The following is an 18,812-nucleotide window of genomic DNA, read 5'->3' as shown; positions in this document are numbered from 1 at the left end:
GGCATTGCGCGAGGCACCCGCCGCTGTCCGTGTCGACGTCGGCTACTTCGTCGACAATCCCGGCACCAGCGGAGGCACCCGCGCTTCGATGGCCGCGATGCTGTTCGAACCCGGCTTCGCGCTCCGCGACGGTCGGGTCGTCACCGAGCGTTTCGGCGCACATCTGCGCCCTTTCGATATTGCCGGAACCACCCGTACAGGTGTGTCGATCCCGGGTTCGGAGCATTTCGCACTGACCCACTCGTTCCCGCACCTGCGTGAGGTCAATGTCTTCCTGGGACTGCCTCTCCTTGCGGCACACGGGCTGCGCGCCGGATCGCTGCTGACCGCAGCCGTTGCGAAGGTGCCTCCACTGAAGAGTGGATTCGACGGAGCGCTGGCCCGAACCATGAAGGGCTCCACCGGTGGACCCGGATCCGGGGCTCGGGGCCGCACCCGGTCCTGGGTAGTCGCCGAAGCTCGCGATGACGCCGGAAACACTTCGGCGAGAGTCACTCTCGGCGGCGGCGATCCCTATGATTTCACCGCGGCAATGCTGGCCTGGGCAGCACGTACAGCGTTGGGCGGTGGCCTGCTCGACACCGGCGCTCTGGGCCCGGTCGACGCGTTCGGCCTCGACGCATTGCATACCGCCGCCCTCGACGCCGGCTGGACCCGCCACGCGGCGGACCCCGCGGGCTGAACCGACAGCCGAAGCAGCGCGTCACGCGCTACGGCGCTGCCGGTTGCCTACCGTCGCGTGCGTTCTCCAAGTGCGTCATCACCCAGCCGGCGCTGGCGCCGTGCACGATGATGGACAGCACGATCGTGAAGGCGGCTACCGCCCATATGGCGTCGGCTTCCGCGTGCAGGTCCGTGTGGGTCATGCCGTAGGCGACGTAGTAGATCGAGCCGATACCGCGGATGCCGAAGAAGGCCGTCACGGCGCGCTCCTTGCCGTCCATCCCGTGGCATCGCTGCAGTGACAGCCACGCGGCGGCGGGCCGGAAGCCGAAGACGAGGAGTACGCCGAGCGCGGCTCCCTGCCAGGACAGTGCGGCCAGTAGACCTGTGGTGAGTGCCGCGCCCAGTAGCAGCAGCACGACCAGGGTGAGGATATGTTCCAACTGCGAGACCACTGGTTTGGGTGCGCGGACGGCCAAAGACCATTCGCTCGCCGCAGTCCTACGCGCCTGCTCGGCGGAGGCGTTCAGTCGACTGCGCGCCCACAACCGCGCACAACGCCCGCGATTCGCTGTGCACAGCTTCCCAGCGGGCATTATGCGCCGCCGGCCACAGACTCGCCGCCCACGCGACCTCCCGCTCCGCCGAGGTGAAGCGCCGCCCACGCAGATCCTGATAAGCCGCCAGGAACGCGGCGGAGCTCTCGATCGGAGCGAGAGTGGGTGGTGAGGCGCTGGCGAAAGCCCCGCACGCCGCACCCACCAGCGCCGCCTCCGGCTGCCAGGCCAGGCTGTCCCAGTCGTGCACGGCCCACACGTCGGTGCTGTGCCAGCGCAGGTTCTGTGCTTCGAAGTCTGCGTGGCCCAGCACGCACGGCTCGTCGGCGGCCAGCAGCCGCTGACGAGCCCGGTCGGCGGTGGCGGTGACATATTCGGGTACGGCGCTCTGGTCCCTGTCGTCCAGCTCCTGGACCGCTGGCCACAGTCCGGAATCAGTGTGTTCCCACCGCACCCAGCGCGGATTCGGCACCGGCGGCGCAACGGTGATGTCAGCCAATTCGGCCATCAGCCAGGCGAATACAGTCGCATAGCGCGCGGCCACGTCCGGGGAATCGCTGCCCAGAATGTCTCCGCCGGGCCGGAACTCCTCCGCGTGTACGGCCAGCGCGCCGACACGAATGGCCGGGGTGAGCGGTCGAGGACACGGAAACCCCCGCCGCGCCAACTGAATCTGCGCGCCGACACACGACGCGGCTCGACCGCCGTCCTCCCGCACCTTCACCACGATGTCCTGACCAGTGGTCAGCCGCAGTCCGAAGACCGCCGATGTCACAACCTCGGCGAGATCGTCACCACCGCACAAGAACTCGTTACCCAGGCCCCCTGACCTACCTCGGCGTGTTCTGCACATCGACGATGACGGTGGAGTTCGGGCGATTCGCAACGGATGTCAATGATAGGGAGAGGGGGCGACGTTCGTGATTGGTCTGACGTCCTATCGGTCCTTCTCGGCGGTGATGCCGGTGCCGCGATTCCGAAGACTGCCACCGAGGATGTTCTGATGGTGAGTGCGTTTGAGGGTCATGGTGTTTCACGCGACGACCACATCGAGGTCCGCATTGCCGCCGGAGTGGTTCGGGGCAGTTGGGGCGGCGCGGTCGCGGTCTTTCGGGGGATCCCGTATGCCGAACCTCCGGTCGGACCGCGGCGCTTCGGCGCGCCGGTCCCCGTGCGCGGGTGGGACGGTGTCCGCGACGCGATGGAGTTCGGTCCCTCTGTTCCGCAGCCTGGTCATACCAGTGCGGTGATGTCGTCGGTGACGGGCAGCACCGACGACGGCTCCGAAGACTGCCTCACCCTCAACGTCTGGACACCGGACCCCGGTGCTGCGGGCTTGCCGGTGATGGTGTGGATCCAAGGCGGCACCTACCTGGAAAACCACACCCGCAACCCGCACTACGACGCTTCGCTGCTCGCGGGGACCGGTGTGGTCGTGGTCAGCATCAACTACCGCGTCGGCGCCGACGGCTTCGCCCGCATCGACGGCGCTCCGGATAACCGTGGCATCCTCGATCAGATCGCGGCGCTGCGCTGGGTCCAGGACAACATCGCGGCCTTCGGTGGGGACCCGGCCAACGTCACCGTCTTCGGCCAGTCTGCGGGCGGCGCGTGTATCGCCGCGCTGCTGGTCATGCCTTCGGCGGCCGGGCTGTTTCGGCGGGCGATCATTCAGAGTATGCCCGGCACCTACTTCTACCCACCGTTAGCCGCGGCGATAGCGCGGATGATCGCCGAACATCTCGGGGTCCGGGCCACCGTTGATGACCTGACCCGCGTGACGCCGCGGGCTCTGACCGATGCGACAACCGCGGTGATCGCGAGGATGGCGGAGTTCGTCGAGATCTGGGGTCCGGTGGCCCTCACGCCCACCCCGTTCTCGCCAGTGGTCGACGGCGATATTTTAGCCGTGTACGCCGTGGCGTGGGCTCGCAGATGGGGCCGCACGCAATATCGACCTGCTCGTCGGACACACCCGTGACGAATTCCGGCTCTACACAACACGACCCGGCAGCGAACCGACCACACCGCAGATCGGCGTCGCGTTCGAGCATCTCGCGCCACCCGACGGCGAACGGAACTACCGCATCGCCTACCCCGAGGCGACACTCACCCAACGGTTCGAAATACTCAACAGTGACTGGCTGTTCCGTATGCCGAGCCTGCACCTGGCCGACGCCGCGTACGCAGGCGGCGGACGGATCTGGTTCTACGAACTGGACTGGAGCTTCAACTCCCAGCAGGGCGCTTCGCACTGTCTGGACTTCCTGCTCGTCTTCGGCACCCTCAGCCGCAGCGAGGTCGCCGCGCACCCGCACGCCCATCCCAACGCAGCGAACGAACTCACCAACGTCGGTGACCAGATGCGTACCGACTGGGCAAGTTTCGCCGCCAGCGGCGCCCCCGGCTGGGAACCCTACAACTCACATAATCGGACCACCCGCATCTACGACACCGTGACGACCGACCGGCCCTACCCGCATGAGCGCTCACGTCGCATCTGGGCGCAGCACCACTTCGACGCCCTCGCGCTGCCGAACGGAAACACGCCACCTCACCAGCAGCTGAAATAGGCACCCACTGAACAGGATTGATGCTGCGTTGGCCGCCCCGCACAGTTCGGAACGCGGCTGTGCGCGTGGGTTCGTGTGAGAGCCTGCCGGTCATCGGATGCGGGCACTGGTTGTGAAGCGATGGTCGGCTCAGTTCGGGGCACACGCCTGGTGCGAGACTTCGACAGCGTGAATGCCGAAGCCACTGCCAGAAGGCCCGAAAACCACGATTGGCGTATCGAGGCACGCGAATACGCTCGCCAAGAAGCTCGCCGCGGGCGGCGGTTCGCCTACCCCGATCTCGTACCCGCGACGACCGCGCTGGTGGTCATCGACATGGTGCCCTTCCATGTCGCCGACAACCTCTACTGCCGTGGGATCGTGCCGAACATCAATCGGCTGGCCGCGACGTTGCGTACAGTGGGCGGAACCGTCGCCTGGGTCCTACCTGGCACGAGTGAGCCCAGTCGGGCAGCGATCGAGTTCTTCGGTCCGACAATCGCCGAAAGCTTCAGAAGCTCAGGTGGTTTCGGTCCACCGCCCGCACGGCTGTGGTCGGAGCTGGTCGTCGACGAGGGTGATGTATTCGTGGATAAAACCGCGTTCAGCGCCTTCTTTCCAGGCCGGTGCGTGCTGCCGCAGCACCTGGAACAGCGCGGTATCGACACGGTGTTGATCACGGGAACCGTCACCAACGTGTGCTGTGAGTCCTCGGCCCGCGACGCGTCTACCCTCGGCTTCCGAGTGATCATGGTCGCCGACGCCAACGCCGCGCGCCGCGACCAGGACCATAACGCCACACTGCATACGATCTACCGATCGTTCGGCGACGTGCGCCCGACATCGGACGTGCTCGGCATGATCCGCGCCGCCGGGCAGTAACGCGGGCCAACTGTTCGGCGTTGAAGTCAGCCCGGCTTCGATCCTGAGACGAGCCGCGTTCGGCATGAGCGGACGTTGATTTGGCATGTGCCCGAGGACATGTGAGCTGGGAGGGCGTCGTTGGGTGGCGGTCGAGGCCGGTGTGTGTCTGTGAGGTACGCAACCCTGGACCTCGAGTGGGCTCGAGGTTGCAGGATGGTTCCGACACCGTATTCGAGGGAGGGAAGCGAACTGTGCCGAAACTTGACCGGATCATCGAGTCCGCGTTGTATGTCGACGACCTCGGCCGTGCCCGCAGGTTCTATACCGACGTAATGCAGCTGGATCCGATTATGGACGCGGATCCGTTGTGCGCGTTCGACATCGGTGGTGACAATGTGCTGCTGCTGTTCCGCCGCGGCGGATCGCTCGAACCCAAGGTGCTGCCCGAACCGGGTCTGCCGAACGGCGAGATCCCGCCCCACGACGGCAGCGGCCGGCTCCATGTGTGCTTCGCCGTCTCCGAGGACCAATTGACCGAGTGGGAAACTCACCTGAGCGCGCACGACATCCCGATCGAAGGCCGAACCAACTGGGTACGTGGCGGACGCAGTATCTACTTCCGGGATCCCGACGAGCACCTCCTCGAACTCATGACACCGGGAAACTGGCCGACCTACTGAACCTCCTGATCGGCGCGAGTACCCGGCCAATGCTCGGACGTCGGATCAGCCGGTATCCGCTTGTCGGCAGTAGCCGGTGGTCGGCCTCGTTATCGTTCGGTGAGAGTGGACCTTTCAGGTGTGCCGCGCGGCACTACCTATGGACTGCGCCTCTGATCGGTGCTTACGATCCCCGGAGTCGAGCACATGGGGGAGACATGGGTGAATTCGTGGGTCGGGCCGGTGTTGTCGGGGGCGGTATCGGGGGGTTGGGGGCTGCGATCGCGCTGCGTGCCGCTGGGTGGGATGTCACCGTTTATGAACGGTCGCCGCAGTTCACCGAGGTCGGGGCGGGAATTACCCTTGCAGCCAATGCGCTGACGGCGTTGGACGCGCTCGGTGTCGGTGATGTGGTGCGGGCCGCGGCTCTCGAAGATCGCCGCGCCTTCGCCCGGAACCAACGGGGGCGGGTTTTGATCGACGCTCGGATCAGTGATTTCGTCGGTGGTCTGGTGACCGTGCACCGTGCCGATCTGGTGTCGATCTTGGCCGCCGCGGTGCCCGTGCAGTGCGTGCGCACAGGCACCCGGGTTGTGGGCGTGCACGCCGACGGCAGGATCGAGACGGACACCGACACAGTGCAATTCGACCTGGTGGTCGGGGCCGATGGGGTCAATAGTGTGGTCCGACAGCAGCTTTGGCCGAACGAAAGTCCGGTGCGGCGGACCGGGATGACCGCGTGGCGGTGGGTGGCCGACAGGCCTGCGCCCGATCCGGTGGGAGTCATCCTGGGTCGCCATGCCGAAGCCGGCGTGGTGCCGATGGCCGATGACCGGACCTATGTCTTCGCCGCGGCTCGACCCGGGATCGCGAGCCTGGACTACTTCAGCGACTGGCCCGATCCGCTCCCGCAACTCATTGCCGCCACCGATCGCTCCCGCATCGTCACCGACGAGCTGCTCGAGATCCGGGTGCCGCGACGGCTGTGGCACGACCAGGTCGCTCTCATCGGCGACGCTGCGCACGCCATGCGGCCCACCCTCGGTCAGGGCGCGGGCATGGCGCTGGAGGACGCCGTGACACTGGCCGCGTGCGCACCGGACCTGGCCCGCTACTCCTCCACCCGTCGACGCCGGGTAGCGACGATGAGCTTCTTGTCCCGGTACGGAATGCGGATGACCTCACCTGGATCGGCCGCCCTCGCCGCTGTCCGAGACGCCGCGATCGTGGCTACGCCCAACAGCCTCTCGGTGCGCATGTTCCGCTACACCAGCAATCGGGCACTCCACAACTGGCGACCACCCGTCGAGCATCCCTTCGAACACCCTGCCGGGTAGCCCGGCCGGAAGTGAGATTCGACGAGGAAAGCCACCGTGAGCCGGTGGTTCGGCGGACCGCGACCTAGGCTTGGATAACCTCGATATGCACCATCGCGCCCAGTGAGTCGCAGCTTGCCCAGGACTGATTCTGTCCATGCTGAATCGGGCCGTACTTCCAGTAGGTGAACGGGACGGGCCACGCGACGCACGTGAGCTTCACCTGATGCCAGGTCGGCAATTCGCAATTGGCCATACCGCCGGTGTTGAAGATGTTGTACACGTGACAGTTGGCCTGCCAGACCGGTACGTCTGCCTGAGCCATCCCACCACCGGCGAGCACAGCGGTGGCGGTTGCAGTGGCAACAATGGCGCTGGCAGCAAGCCGCTTCGCAGATAGCATTCCGAAACCTCCTGAATAGGTGTTGTCTGGAACACATCGCATACGATCCGCGCTTGTTACCCAACAGCAACAGCCGGGTGGTGGCATTGAGAACACCGATTCCCACAGGTCTCACTTACATGACTGCCTCTTCGCCGCTTCGTGACGGGGTCTGATTCGAGACTCAGCCGCAACCTGGCAAACCCATTCACCCGATGGGCCTGCCCTGGCGTAGCGGTTGTCACGCCGGGTGAGCGACCCGGCTGGTGAAGGTGCCGTGGAAGGTGAGTGGCAGCTGATGGCGCAGCTGGCCGCGGTAGAGCGGATCGGCGACCATATCGCGGGCATCGAGGACCAGCATGCCGGCCTTTTCGGTGCGCCGGTCCTGGGTGACGACCAGCAGCCAGCCGTCGTCCTCGGCTATGGCGTCGGGGCGAGGGACGAACAGCGCCTCGTGGGCGAAATGCTCCTCGGGCAGGCGGTGCAGCGATTCCTTACCGGTGTCATTGTCGATCTTGGCCACCGAATTCGGGAAGCTGTTGCCGTCCGCGCTCGCGGCCAAATACACGTACCGATGGCGGCGCGCGGTGTAGGACAGGTTGAAGGTCGGGAAGTCGCCCTGGATATCGGAGAGGGTTTCGTGGATTACCCGCCCGGTAGGGGTGATCCGCAGGCGAGTCAGTTTGCCGCCGAACGCCCGACCCGCGTAGGAAAGGCCGTCCTGGGCATTGGTGAGCTGACCGTTGAGTTCCTCCCAGGTGGCATCGAAATCGACCAGCTCGATGACGGTGTCGGAACCATCCTCGAAGGTATTGGCCAGGTGCAGGTGCATGAGCGGATCGGTGTGCAGGATGCGCGGTTTGCCGCCGTCCCGCGGAACGAGCGCGATCATGGTGCCGCGTGCGGCGTCGTAATCGATGGCCTCGATGAAATTGCGGAACCCGAGACCCGCACCCATCATTTTGCCCATGGGGAATACCAGTGGCGCGATAACGAAGACCATATGTTTTTCGGTCAAACCCATATCGTGGTTGAACATGGGCACCGGCAGCCCCACACTTCCGAGCCCGTGCAGTTTGCCCGCGCGATCGACGCGGTAGCAGGCGAGTTTGGGACGCGGGAACATGGCCAGGCCGAAATTGAACATATCGCCGGTGCGCTGGTCCCACTTGGGATGGGCCGAGAACGCGCCGATCCATGTGAGCCCGCCGTCGAAATCGTGTACGCCAATGGTGTCGAGGGTGTCGGGGTCGAGTTCGGTGGGCCGCCCGCCCTCCCAGAGGGCGAGGAGTTTGCCCGCGTGCATCGCGACGCTGGTATTGGCCACATTGGCGGGAAATTGCAGGGCATTGGTGAGGATGCCGCCCGGCCGCATGGTGCCCAGCGCACGATAGGGGAGACCGTTCGAGGTGAGCGATTTGCGGTAGTGCTCGGTGCGGACGAAACGATTGCGGAAGTGCAGTGCGCCCTCGTCGATGGCGAACATGGACAGCATGCCGTCGCCGTCGAATAGATGACGCAGCGGCTGCCCGCCCGCATCCAGCTTGCCCGGCCCATTGCGGTACATGGTGCCGCGCAGGCCCTCCGGTAGCGCACCGTCGAATTCATCGACGGTGTAATCGAATTCCTCATGGATCGGGGTGTAGTCGCGGTAATTCTGTTCGGATGTGGTCGGGCTGGACATAGCCCCTCCTCCAATGGTGTGGATCGATGACGATGGGTCAGGCGATAGCGGCCCGGGTATCTCGTGGCGCGGCCGGGTGGACGCGCAGCGTGCAGCCCAAGCCGGGCAGGTGTGGATCGAACTCCAGGGGAAATGCGGAATCGCGGTCGAATACCTTCTCGCAGGCCGCTTTACAGCCCATGAGGCACGAATTCGTCTGCGCCTCCGGGGCGGAGACCGAGGTGTGCATCGCGCATTCGGGGATGTCGTAGACCAGGGTGCCGTCGGCCTCGACACCGGTGCGATGAATCGGCCCCACCAGGAAGGTCGCGAAGCTCACGCCCGCATCCATGACCGAGGGATACATACCCTTCGGCACCAGGCGGACCGACTCGAAGGTGGGCAGCACGTAGCGCAGCCAACGCCGCAATCGGGCGGCCACCGCACTCGATACGAGTTCGGTGACATCCTCGGCGGGCATGACGCGGGTCAATTCCGTAATGGCCCACTCCAATTCACGGACGAACTGTCCATAGCGCCGCTTCCAGGACCAGCGCGGCGGCTCGAAAAGTCGGGTGCGAGTGCGTTGGGCGGTGATATCCGCCCAACCCGCATCCACCGCCGCCCGATCCTCGGCCACTACCCGCAGTACGGGTAGCAGCACCAGTTCGGGTATGTCACCGACTCGCGACAGCATGGACCGCATGATCCAGTCGTCGCGCAGGGCGGCGAGCGTGCCGGTGTGTTCGTAGTTGTTCACTGTCCACCTCTTTCGTGCACGGCGCGTTCGCGCCGTCAGGGGATATCGACCTTGCTGGCCTTCCACTGGCCGTCGACCTCGCGCATGGTCATGACGATGCGGCTGCGGTCGATGCGCGGATCGGGCAGTTCGGAATTGGTGACGGTCTGGTCGACGAACAGCAGTACGACCACCTCGTCGGTGGTGGCGGATTGGACCGCGGACTGCAACACCACGCCGCTGCCGGACGCCTTGTGGTCGATGAGGAGTTGGCGCAGCTGGGTGCTCGATTGGGTGTAGGCGTCGCGGAACTCGCCGGTGGAGCCGTTGAGTACCGCCTGGAAATTGGCGTCGAGATTGGCGGTATCGACCGAGGTCAAGGTGACCGCATAGCTGTTGGCTGCCGCCAGCGCCGCCGCACTCGCCGCGTCGACGGCGTCGCGTTTGTGGTCCTGCCAGCCCAGATAGCCTGCCGCGCCGGCGAATCCGACGATCAGCGCGACGGCGAGGACAGGTGCGAGGCGGCGGGCTAGGCCGCGCAGCCGAGGTGACGGCGAGAACTTAGGTTTGGCCGAGGCAGGCGCGGCCTTGGTATCTGCTACCTCGGCGGTCTCCGATACCTGGGCAGTCTCTGATACCTCGGCGGTCTCCGGTTCGGAATTCCCGGTAGCGGTGGCGGTCTCGATATCGTCGGCCGATGCCGCGGCATCGGACGGTGCGGCGCTGGTGGATCCGTCCGCGCTATCGGTCGCGACGTCCTCGGCCTGCTGAACAGTTTTGGTGCTCATGGAACTTCCTCGCGTCGAGCTAGTTGCCGCCGTGCAGTTGCGGCTCGGATTGGGGCGGCATGGTGGGGCCGCCGTAGGGCAGGGGAATGGTGTACGGCCCGATCGGGGTCGGGTCGGTGCGCCGCATCGGGTCGTAACCCGGTGGGGGACCGGCGGTATCGTCGCCGGGCGGGCGCGGAGCATTGCGGGCGCCGCGAATCAGCAGCGCCGGATCGTCATTGGCGCAGTAGGTGTACATGTACGGCTCCGGATAGTCCGGCTGGAACGGCACATCGCGCGGGTGCGGGTAGTCGCAGTAATGCCGGAAGTAGAGATTGGCGACGGCCCAGACCCCACCCTCGTGCATGATCGACGTCACCGCCTCGAGTACCGAGCCGCGTTCGTCGCGCAGCAGGTGGGTGAGCGCGGGCACCCGGACATACGACAGCTGCGCGACGGTGGCGAGATTGCCGATCAGCTGCACCATGGTGCGGCTGTTGTCGGCGAGCAGGGTATCGGTCGCTCCCAGGGCCTTCGGACTCAGTTCGAGCAGCCGCCGCAGCCCGGCGTCCTTCGCGCCGACCGCGGCGAGCGTCGCGGTGAGATTCTCCGTGGTGGAACGCATGCCGGCCGCCGAATCGGTGACGATCTGGAAGGCCGTCCTACTACTGCGCAGCAGCGTCATGGTCTGCGGCAGCACCCCGTCGAGGGTGGAGATGAGCATTTCCGAACCGGTCAGCAGTTGGCGCAGCTTCTCCGGCCCCTCCGGCCCGACACCGAGTTCGTCGACGATCGCCTGCAATTCGACCGGATCGGTCTGCGCCAGCAGGCCGTCGATATTGCTCAGCACCCGCCACAGCGGTACCGGAATGGTGGTCTGGTCTCGGGTGATGACGCTGCCGTCGGTGAGGACCGGTCCGTCGACGGTGGTGGGTGCGAAGTCCAGGTACTGCTCACCGGCCGGTGATAGCCCGGAGACCCGCACCGCGGTGCCGTCACGGGGAATTCGCACGGTCGCGTCGATCCGCGCCACCGCCTGCACACCGCTATCGGTGAGGTCGACCGACTGGACCTTGCCGATCGGCACACCTCGCAGTGTGACGTCCTGGCCCGCGAGTAGCCCACCGGATTCGTTGAGCTGCACGCGAATTCGCATCTCGGCCGCGAACGGGTCGGTGCGCAGCGCGCCGAACATAATGTAGGACCCGGCGATCGCGACCAGCGCCAGCTGCGCGATGGTCGACAGCGCCAGTCGGCGTGCCACCGCGATACGGGTGGCGCGCACCAGGATTCGGGCCGGTGGTTCCAATAGCGTCATCGGCCCGGTCCCATCACGCGATTGCCCAGCTGAGTGAGCACGAAGGCCAGTGAGCCGACCAGATTCGCCCAGTCGGCCGATTCCGGCACCCGGAACTCCGGATCGGCCAGATGTCCCGGATCGTCGACGGGACCGAGCACGACCTGGCGCAGCTCCACATCGGAGTGGGCGGCATTGGCGCTGAAGAACTTCAGGGTGGGCGGCAGGATCCGCAGCAGATTCGCCATGGTGACACGGGGATCGACCGCGGACTCATTGAACGCGCCCGCCAACATGTTCATGTCGTGAATGATGCTGCGGGTGTCGGTGCCCTGGATGGATGGGAAACGCTCCAACTGGCGGGTCACCGCCGCGACCTGATCGGCCAGTGTCACGATCTGCACGGTATTGTCGGCGATCACCGCCAAAGCCGGTGCGGCGGAACCGAGTATGTCGTTGATCGCGCCGCGTCGGGCATCGAGCGCATCGGCCAATGCGGCGGTCTGAGCGAGCACGCCGCGCAGATCATCGGAGCGGGCGGCCATGGTGGCCAGGAGATGCCGCGAATCGGCGATGAGCGCGGTGAGGCGCTCGCCGCCGTCGTTCATGGCATCGCCCATACCATTGAGGACGCGGGTGAGATTTCCGATGACGCCGCCATTGACCAGCAGCGAGGTCGAGGCGAGCACGTCCTCCACGGTCGCGGCGGCCACCGTGGCCTCCACGGCAATGGTGTCGCCGTCGCGCAGCAACCCGCCTCCGGTATCGCCCGTGGGCGGGACCAGGGAGACGAAGATATCGCCCAGTGGTGTGGCGGAACGCAATTCGGCCTGGGTGCCGACCGGCAGCTCCACCGAGTCCAGCACCCGCATCGACACCACCGCGGTGTAGTCGCGCGCCGTCATGGCCACCACCTCGCCGACATCCGCGCCACCGACGCGGACCTTGGCCCGGTCGGGCAGATTGAGTGCATTGGTGAATACAGCGTCGAGCTGATAGCTGGGGCCGCTCACCCCGGGCGCGGGCAGGGGCAGGTCCTCCACGCTTACGGCGCATCCGGCCAGGGTCGTCGCAATGGCACAGGCGCCGATCGAGCGCAGGGGGCGGATCATCGGTTCATCTTTGTCATGGCCTCGAGTACCGACGTGACCCCGAAGTCGGGCCCCATATCGCTGAAATTGCCGGTACTGCATCCCAATTGGCGCAGCCCGAGGATGTTGCACACCTCCTTGGTCATGGAGCTGTCGAAGAACACCGAATCGAAATGCGCTCCGACGCGCAGATAGCCATTGCGTTGGTCGATGGCATTGGCCACGTTGTCCATCGCCAGTGGCGCCACATCGAATACCTCGGACAGTTCGCGGCGATAGTCCACCAGGGCGCGGGTGAACGATTCGCTGCTCAATACCGTGGCGCGCAGGTCCTCGCGATGGTCGGTGAGCATTGTGGTGATCTGGCCGAGCACCTCGTTGAGCTGGCGTCCGGTCGCACCCTGACCCAACCCCTCGGTGATCATGAAGTCGCTGAGTTGTCCGACACCGGAACCGAATTCGTGCAGTAGCTGCTGATTCCGTGCCGCGGCGTCGAGCAGCGTGCTGAGGTTGGTGACGATGGTGGTGATGGATTGGCTGGTCACCGTGCCCTCGTCGGCTCCGGTGCGCAATGCCTCCGACAGGGTCGAGAGCGCGGTCCGCAGCTGTGCGCCGCTGCTGGTGGCCATATCGGCGGTGGCGCCGAGGACATCGGCCATCGGGCCGCCACCCTTGCCGTCGCCGCGCAACGAGGTGCCCAGGCGGTCCACCATATTCAGGATCCGGTCGAATTCGATCGGTGTCCGAGTGCGGTTCAGACCGAGTACCGCGTCGGCGGGCAGGGTCGCGCCGCCGGTGTAGGGCGGGGTAAGTTCGACATGCCGTTCGGTGAGGATGGAGGTGCCCACCGTGACGGCCTGCACCGCCTCCGGAATCCGCACGTCGGTCTCGATGCGAAGCACGACCTCCACGTATTCGCCACGGGCGGTGATCTTCTCGACCGTTCCGACGGGCATACCGAGTACCGCCACCTGATTGCCCTCGTACAGGCCGATGGCATTGTCGAATTGGGCGGTGATGCGGCGTGCGCCGGGGGAGTCGCCGGGCAGTAAGCGGTAGCCGCCGACAATCATCGCCACGACCGCGACGATCGCGGCAATGCGGAGCGCTGCGCGCGCTGAGCGTCCTCGAACTTTCACTGGCAGTCCTTGAAATACTGGAAGTGTTCGGGCCAGTCGTTCTGCTCGGCATTGGCGGTAATGGCGCACATCCAGGAGTCGACCATCAGCCCGCCGGGCAGCAGGAAGTCCAGGAACGGCCCGGTGCCGAAGGCATTGGCGATATTGCGGACGGTAATGGGCATGATCTGGAACATGTTGCGCAGCAACGCATCGTGATCGCCGACCATGGACGTCATGGTCCGGATATCGACGAGGAGCTTGTCGATATCGGCGCGGTTGCCGACCGACACGTCGCGTGCGGTGGTGACCAATCGGGTCGCGGCGTCCAGGAGCCGCTGGACGCCGACGCGATGGGAGAGGATCTCGCGCATCAGAACTCCGCCCTGGTCCACCAGGGCGGACAGATCGCCCTGCTGCGAGGTGAGGAGCGTGGATACCTGAGCGGTATTGCGCAGCAGCGCACCGACCTGATCGCGGCGGTCGGCGATCATGCGGGAGAGATTCTCCACATTGGCCATCGCGTCCGGCAGCACCGACGGCATTCCGCGCAGTTGCGTCGCCAGCAGCTGCATCGACTGGGCGAAGCGATCGGCGTCGACGGGCTCGAATGTCGTGGTCGAATCCTGGAGGAGCTTCTGTAGGTCGTAAGGAACCGAAGTGCGCGCCAAGGGGATTCGTTGATCGGCCAGCGTGCCCGTGCCCGCCGGTTCGAGGGCGACGGCACGTGCGCCCAGTACGGTGGTGAGCTTGATCTCGGCCCTGCTCTGCGCACCGAGGACCACATCGCTGTGGACCTTCATACGCACCACGACCCGGTCGCCCGCGAGCGCGGTCCCGTCGACCGTGCCCACCGGCACCCCGGCCACGGTGACCTGATCGCCGGGGCGGATACCGGCTGCCTGGCGGAATTCGGCGGAGTACTCCACCCGGCCGATATGCAGCGCGGTCACCAGGGTGGTGGCGGCGACGGCGACAACCAGGGCGAGCAGGGACAGCCCGCCCAGCCAGGTGGTGCTGTACGACTCCAGGACACGTCCTCGCATGGTCGGTACGCGTCCGCGCAAACCTCGAATGGGCTTGGAGAGGTTAGATATTCGTTGCTTCAATGCCATTGATATCACCTGCACATCGCCGAGTACTTGCGTTGTCCGCCCGGTGTCGCGCTGTCGATGATCGCGGGCACGATCGGGGAGATCGCGTCGAGAATGGTGAAGTTGAAGTCGCAGGCCTGCGCGCTCATGGCGGTGCTGTCGCCAGTAACCCGGGCCAGGCCCTTGAAGACAGCGGGCAGATTCGAACCCATATAGGCGATCTCAGCCGGATCGTCGACGAGCGTGGACAGGAATCCCGGTTGGCGCGCGAGCAATTCATTCAGGTCGGGGGCCACCCCGGTGAGTACCGCCGCCAGCCGACCGACCACCGTGGAGATCGCGCCGACCGAGGTGACGAGCTCGCCGCGGCGGGCATTGAGACCATCGACCACGGTGCGGACCTGGGTGAGTGTGGTCTGCAACTGGCCGCCCTGGTCGGCGATATCGGCGACCACATTGTTCAGGCTCACGATTACCCGACCGAGCAGCTCATCGGGACCGGCGATGGTCTGCGCCAGGCGCGAGGTCTCGGCGATCAGAGTGGTGATGGCGTGCGCGTCACCTTGAAGCGCCTGAATCAGCGAGGTGGACAGATTGCCGCGATCGTCGGGATCGAGCAGCGTGAACAGCGGTTCGAAACCATTGAGCAGTCTGGTGATATCGAAGGATGGTTCGGTGTGCTCGATCGGGATGACGCTGCCATCGGGCAGCCGCTCCGGTTGGCCGAAATCGGCCATGGACAGGCCGAGATAGCGTTGCCCGACAATGTTCTGGTAGACCACGGAGACGCGGGTATTGCCGTACACCGGCTGGTCGCGTTGCACCCGGAATCGCACCCGGGCCACCGTGCCATCGAGATCGACGGATTCGACACGCCCCACCCGCACACCTGCGATCCGCACATCCGAGCCGGTGCGCAGCCCGGACGCGTCGGCGAATCGCACGGTATAGGTATTGGTGGGCCCCGGCACATCGCGGCGCAGCGTGACGAAGATGGTCCACGTCAGCGTCAGGCAGATGGTGAGAAAGACGGTCAGCGAGAACAGGTTACGGCGGTGGGTCGTCATCGCGCGCCCTCCGGAGCCGGGGTGAATACCGCTGGCGGCGCGGGGATTCCGAGTGGACCGAGCAGAATTTGATCGGCTGGGCTGCCCGGGGTGGGCAGGGCGACGCCCGGTGGTGGGGTGAAGGCGCGGGCGTCCGGTATCCCCATGGTCTCGGGAATCGGGGTGGTCTCCGGCGCGGTATCGCAACTCGGCCCACGCAGCTCCCCGAAGACCGGACAGTCGGCGCGGGTGTAGAGCCGCAGCGGCGTCAGCGACACCACCAGCTTGAAGGTGAAGGCCAGTTTCTCGCCGGTCCGGGTCCACAGTTCGCCGAAGAACTTGTCGACTACGTCATTGAGCCGCAACATGATTGCCGGGAACTCGCCCGCGTCATCGGCCAGGACACCGACCACCGGGGTGAGCTGGGTGCCGATATCGACCAGTTCATCGATGTGGTTGTCCAGCCCGCCTCCGACGGTGCCGACCGTCGCGTTCGCACCGACAAGGAGATCCACCAGCTGGGCGCGCTTTTCGGCGACCGTCCGCATGGGCGCGACCGTCGAATGCAGCGCGTCCACCAGCTCCGGTGCGCTGCCGTTCAAGGTGGCGATGGCCTCTTCCCAGGTGCGCAGGGTGGCCGGACCGGTGTCCTCGGCGGTGAGTTGATTCATCTCGGCGACAACCTTGTTGAGACCGTCCACGGTCGAGGTCAGGGTCGCGCCCTTACCTGCCGTGGCGTCGGCGAGGGTGCGGATCAGTCCCAGGGTGCGGTCGGTCTCGTCGCGGCCGATCGCGCCGAGGAGTTCGCGCACCTTGGCCAGGGTGGTCTGGAACAGCTGCGTCGGCAGGGTGCGGTCCTCGGTGATGCGCGAGCCGTCGGTGATCGCCGGGGCGGCACCGTTGTCTACCAGTTGGACCGAGGACACGGCGAAGGCGTTGCTCGGCACGATCCGCGCTGTGACGCTGTTCGGAATGCCCTGCGCGTGTGCCGGATTCAGTTCGATGCGCACGATATTGGGTTCGCCGCGCCGGGCCGGTGTCACGCCGCGGACCATGCCGACCAGCAAGCCCCGGAATTTGACATCGGATTTGTCCGGCAGCCCGTCGCCGACACTCTCGAGTAGCGCGGTGACGGTCACCTTTTTGTCCAGGCCTCCGGTGGATTTCTCCAGCAGCAGGTGCGTCGCGACGACGCACAGCGCCAGGAACACCACCGCGACCACCAGCAGCAGCCGCGTGGACGGACCTCTGCCGTCGAGTTCGAATTCATTGCCCATACGCATTAACCCCCGAGCCGCCCGCCCGCATCGATGCCCCAGAACGCCATGGTCAGCAGCATGTTGAGGACGGCCATAATGGTGATACTCGCTCGCATAGCGCGACCCGCCGCGATACCGACGCCGCGCGGGCCGCCGGTGGCGTAGTAGCCGTAGTAGCACTGGATGGTCGACATGACCATCACGAAGATGCAGACCTTGATGACGGCGAAAACGATGTCGCGCCCGCTGAGCATGAGTGAGAAATAGTGCAGGTAGGTGCCCGAGCCCTGGCCGCTGGAAAGGAAGACGACGACCTGGCAGACCAGGAAGTTCAGCGCCAGACAGGCCACGAACAGCGGGAGGATGGCCAGCGCCGACGCCAGCACGCGGGTGGTGACCAGGTATGGAATCGGCCGGATGGCAACCGATTCCAGTGCGTCGATCTCCTCGGAGATGCGCATGGCCCCCAGCTGCGCGGTGAAGCGGCAGCCCGCCTGAATGGAGAAGGCCAGCGCCGCCATGAGCGGCGCGAGCTCGCGCACCGCGGCCAGGGAGGTAATGAGCCCGGTGGCCGGGCCCAGCCCGAGCAGATTGAGCGCGTTGTAGCCCTCGATACCGACGACCGCACCCGCCGCACCGCCGACGATGAGGACCACGCCCGCGGTGCCGCCGCCCACCACGATGGAGCCATTACCCCAGGTGACATCGGACAGTAGCCGGAAGAACTCGTGCCGGTAGCGGCGCAGCGTCACCGGGATGCCCGCCAGGGCGCGGAAGAAGAACGCCACCATATGCCCGATGCGGGAGAGCTGACGGCGGCCCGCGCCGGTGACCGCGAGCACCGGCCGCATCCCGGTGACGGTGTATTCGGCCGCCATGGTCAGAAGCTCGCTTTGGGGAAGAGAATGAGGTACATCTGGCTCAGCACCACATTGACCACCATGAGCAGCAGAATCGACTGCACCACAGCGGCATTGACCGAATTGGCGACACCGGACGCGCCACCCTCGGCGTCGAGGCCCTTGTAACAGGACACGATGGCCACGATGACGCCGAATATCGTCGCCTTGATGAGTGTCAGTATCAGATCGTCGACGGTGGCGAATGAGGAGAACGTCGAGGTATAGCTGCCCGGAGTGCCGCCCTGCAACATGACCGTGAAGGCGTAACCGGCCAAAAAGCCGATGAAGCAGGTGAATCCGGTGAGGGCGATGGCGACCACCACGCTGGCGGCCAGCCGGGGCACCACCAGTCGCCGGATCACCGACACACCCATGACCTCCATGGCGGCGGTCTCCTCGCGAATGGTCCGCGACCCGAGGTCGGCGCTGATGGCCGAGCCGACGGCGGCGGCCATCAGAATGGCGGCGACCAGGGGTGCGCCCTGCCGGATGACGGCCAGCCCATTGGCGGCCCCCGCCATCGATGTCGCTCCCAATTGTCCAGCCAGCAAACCGAATTGGATGGACAGGGTGACTGCGATCGGCACCGTCACGAACAGGGTCGGCACCACGGCGGTGCGCGCCATGAAGGTGGCCTGCTCGACGAACTCCTTGAACGGGAAGCGACCTCGGACGATATCGAGGACCAGGTATTGACAGCCGCGCACGCCCAGCACGAACTGGCCGCCCACCGTGCGCAGGGCCGCGCGGGGATGACGATTCGCGTAACCCTTGGACCAGTTGGCGATTTCACCGCGCGCGGACTCGGGTCCGGCGGGTGTGGGATCAACGGCTGTCATCACC

At 65.8% G+C, this 18,812-nt stretch carries 20 protein-coding genes; 6 read left to right on the top strand and 14 right to left on the bottom strand.

Going from position 1 to position 18,812, the window contains the following annotated elements:
• Nucleotides 1–682: saccharopine dehydrogenase family protein (locus NU1_RS42205; RefSeq protein ID WP_503826547.1), on the top strand; the 682-nt coding region annotated here is incomplete at its 5' end.
• 28 nt (nt 683–710) lie between these two features.
• Here NU1_RS42205 and NU1_RS12125 read toward each other — a convergent pair.
• Together NU1_RS12125 and NU1_RS12120 are read right to left on the bottom strand one after the other, a co-directional pair.
• Nucleotides 711–1,106, bottom strand: coding sequence for a cation:proton antiporter (locus NU1_RS12125; protein WP_157552116.1), 396 nt, complete (start codon nt 1,104–1,106; stop codon nt 711–713).
• Nucleotides 1,107–1,164: 58 nt separating this feature from the next.
• Nucleotides 1,165–2,073, bottom strand: coding sequence for a phosphotransferase (locus NU1_RS12120; RefSeq protein WP_212761176.1), 909 nt, complete (start codon nt 2,071–2,073; stop codon nt 1,165–1,167).
• 150 nt (nt 2,074–2,223) lie between these two features.
• Between NU1_RS12120 and NU1_RS42720 the strand changes: the two genes are divergently transcribed.
• The 5 genes from NU1_RS42720 to NU1_RS12100 all read left to right on the top strand — a co-directional run bounded on the left by NU1_RS42720 (nt 2,224) and on the right by NU1_RS12100 (nt 6,632).
• Nucleotides 2,224–3,201 (top strand): carboxylesterase family protein, encoded by a 978-nt coding sequence (locus NU1_RS42720; protein WP_212761177.1) that lies wholly within the window; start codon nt 2,224–2,226, stop codon nt 3,199–3,201.
• Nucleotides 3,202–3,373: 172 nt separating this feature from the next.
• Nucleotides 3,374–3,793, top strand: coding sequence for a hypothetical protein (locus NU1_RS42715; RefSeq protein ID WP_245720075.1), 420 nt, complete (start codon nt 3,374–3,376; stop codon nt 3,791–3,793).
• Between the two features lie 168 nt (nt 3,794–3,961).
• The gene (locus NU1_RS12110) at nt 3,962–4,654 is read left to right on the top strand and encodes a cysteine hydrolase family protein (RefSeq protein ID WP_067520416.1); all 693 of its coding nucleotides are present in this window, start codon (nt 3,962–3,964) and stop codon (nt 4,652–4,654) included.
• Nucleotides 4,655–4,887: 233 nt separating this feature from the next.
• Nucleotides 4,888–5,316 (top strand): VOC family protein, encoded by a 429-nt coding sequence (locus NU1_RS12105; protein WP_067520389.1) that lies wholly within the window; start codon nt 4,888–4,890, stop codon nt 5,314–5,316.
• A gap of 197 nt (nt 5,317–5,513) precedes the next feature.
• Nucleotides 5,514–6,632: an FAD-dependent monooxygenase gene (locus NU1_RS12100; protein WP_067520387.1), complete on the top strand. Its 1,119-nt coding sequence runs from the start codon at nt 5,514–5,516 to the stop codon at nt 6,630–6,632.
• 64 nt (nt 6,633–6,696) lie between these two features.
• Here the strand turns inward: NU1_RS12100 and NU1_RS12095 are convergent, their stop codons facing one another.
• The 12 genes from NU1_RS12095 to NU1_RS12040 all read right to left on the bottom strand — a co-directional run bounded on the left by NU1_RS12095 (nt 6,697) and on the right by NU1_RS12040 (nt 18,808).
• A complete protein-coding gene (locus NU1_RS12095; protein WP_067520385.1) occupies nt 6,697–7,014 on the bottom strand; it encodes a hypothetical protein in 318 nt (105 codons plus the stop codon).
• Nucleotides 7,015–7,234: 220 nt separating this feature from the next.
• Entirely contained in the window at nt 7,235–8,677 is a 1,443-nt protein-coding gene (locus NU1_RS12090) for a carotenoid oxygenase family protein (protein WP_067520384.1), read from the bottom strand.
• Between the two features lie 37 nt (nt 8,678–8,714).
• Complete coding sequence (locus tag NU1_RS12085) at nt 8,715–9,416, bottom strand: hypothetical protein (protein WP_067520382.1); 702 nt, start codon at nt 9,414–9,416, stop codon at nt 8,715–8,717.
• A 35-nt stretch (nt 9,417–9,451) separates the two neighbouring features.
• The gene (locus NU1_RS12080) at nt 9,452–10,183 is read right to left on the bottom strand and encodes an Rv1363c family protein (protein ID WP_157552114.1); all 732 of its coding nucleotides are present in this window, start codon (nt 10,181–10,183) and stop codon (nt 9,452–9,454) included.
• A gap of 19 nt (nt 10,184–10,202) precedes the next feature.
• Nucleotides 10,203–11,480, bottom strand: a complete 1,278-nt coding sequence (locus tag NU1_RS12075; RefSeq protein WP_067520380.1) for an MlaD family protein — start codon at nt 11,478–11,480, stop codon at nt 10,203–10,205.
• The gene (locus NU1_RS12070; protein ID WP_067520379.1) at nt 11,477–12,571 is read right to left on the bottom strand and encodes an MlaD family protein; all 1,095 of its coding nucleotides are present in this window, start codon (nt 12,569–12,571) and stop codon (nt 11,477–11,479) included. Before NU1_RS12070 ends, NU1_RS12075 begins: the two co-directional genes overlap by 4 nt.
• The gene (locus NU1_RS12065) at nt 12,568–13,689 is read right to left on the bottom strand and encodes an MCE family protein (protein WP_245720074.1); all 1,122 of its coding nucleotides are present in this window, start codon (nt 13,687–13,689) and stop codon (nt 12,568–12,570) included. The genes NU1_RS12070 and NU1_RS12065 overlap by 4 nt, the downstream gene beginning before the upstream one ends.
• Complete coding sequence (locus NU1_RS12060) at nt 13,686–14,714, bottom strand: MCE family protein (RefSeq protein ID WP_067520375.1); 1,029 nt, start codon at nt 14,712–14,714, stop codon at nt 13,686–13,688. Before NU1_RS12060 ends, NU1_RS12065 begins: the two co-directional genes overlap by 4 nt.
• 74 nt (nt 14,715–14,788) lie before the next feature.
• On the bottom strand, nt 14,789–15,829 hold the full coding sequence (locus tag NU1_RS12055; RefSeq protein ID WP_067520373.1) for an MCE family protein: 1,041 nt from the start codon (nt 15,827–15,829) through the stop codon (nt 14,789–14,791).
• Nucleotides 15,826–17,085: an MlaD family protein gene (locus NU1_RS12050; RefSeq protein ID WP_169815046.1), complete on the bottom strand. Its 1,260-nt coding sequence runs from the start codon at nt 17,083–17,085 to the stop codon at nt 15,826–15,828. Before NU1_RS12050 ends, NU1_RS12055 begins: the two co-directional genes overlap by 4 nt.
• Before the next feature lie 5 nt (nt 17,086–17,090).
• Entirely contained in the window at nt 17,091–17,918 is an 828-nt protein-coding gene (locus NU1_RS12045; RefSeq protein ID WP_245720079.1) for an ABC transporter permease, read from the bottom strand.
• 29 nt (nt 17,919–17,947) lie between these two features.
• Entirely contained in the window at nt 17,948–18,808 is an 861-nt protein-coding gene (locus NU1_RS12040; RefSeq protein WP_067520367.1) for an MlaE family ABC transporter permease, read from the bottom strand.
• Between the last annotated feature and the right edge of the window lie 4 nt (nt 18,809–18,812).

Origin of the sequence: Nocardia uniformis NBRC 13702 (assembly GCF_001613345.1) — a bacterium.
Taxonomy (GTDB): Bacteria; Actinomycetota; Actinomycetes; order Mycobacteriales; family Mycobacteriaceae; genus Nocardia; species Nocardia uniformis.
This window is presented reverse-complemented; position numbering and strand designations above follow the sequence as displayed.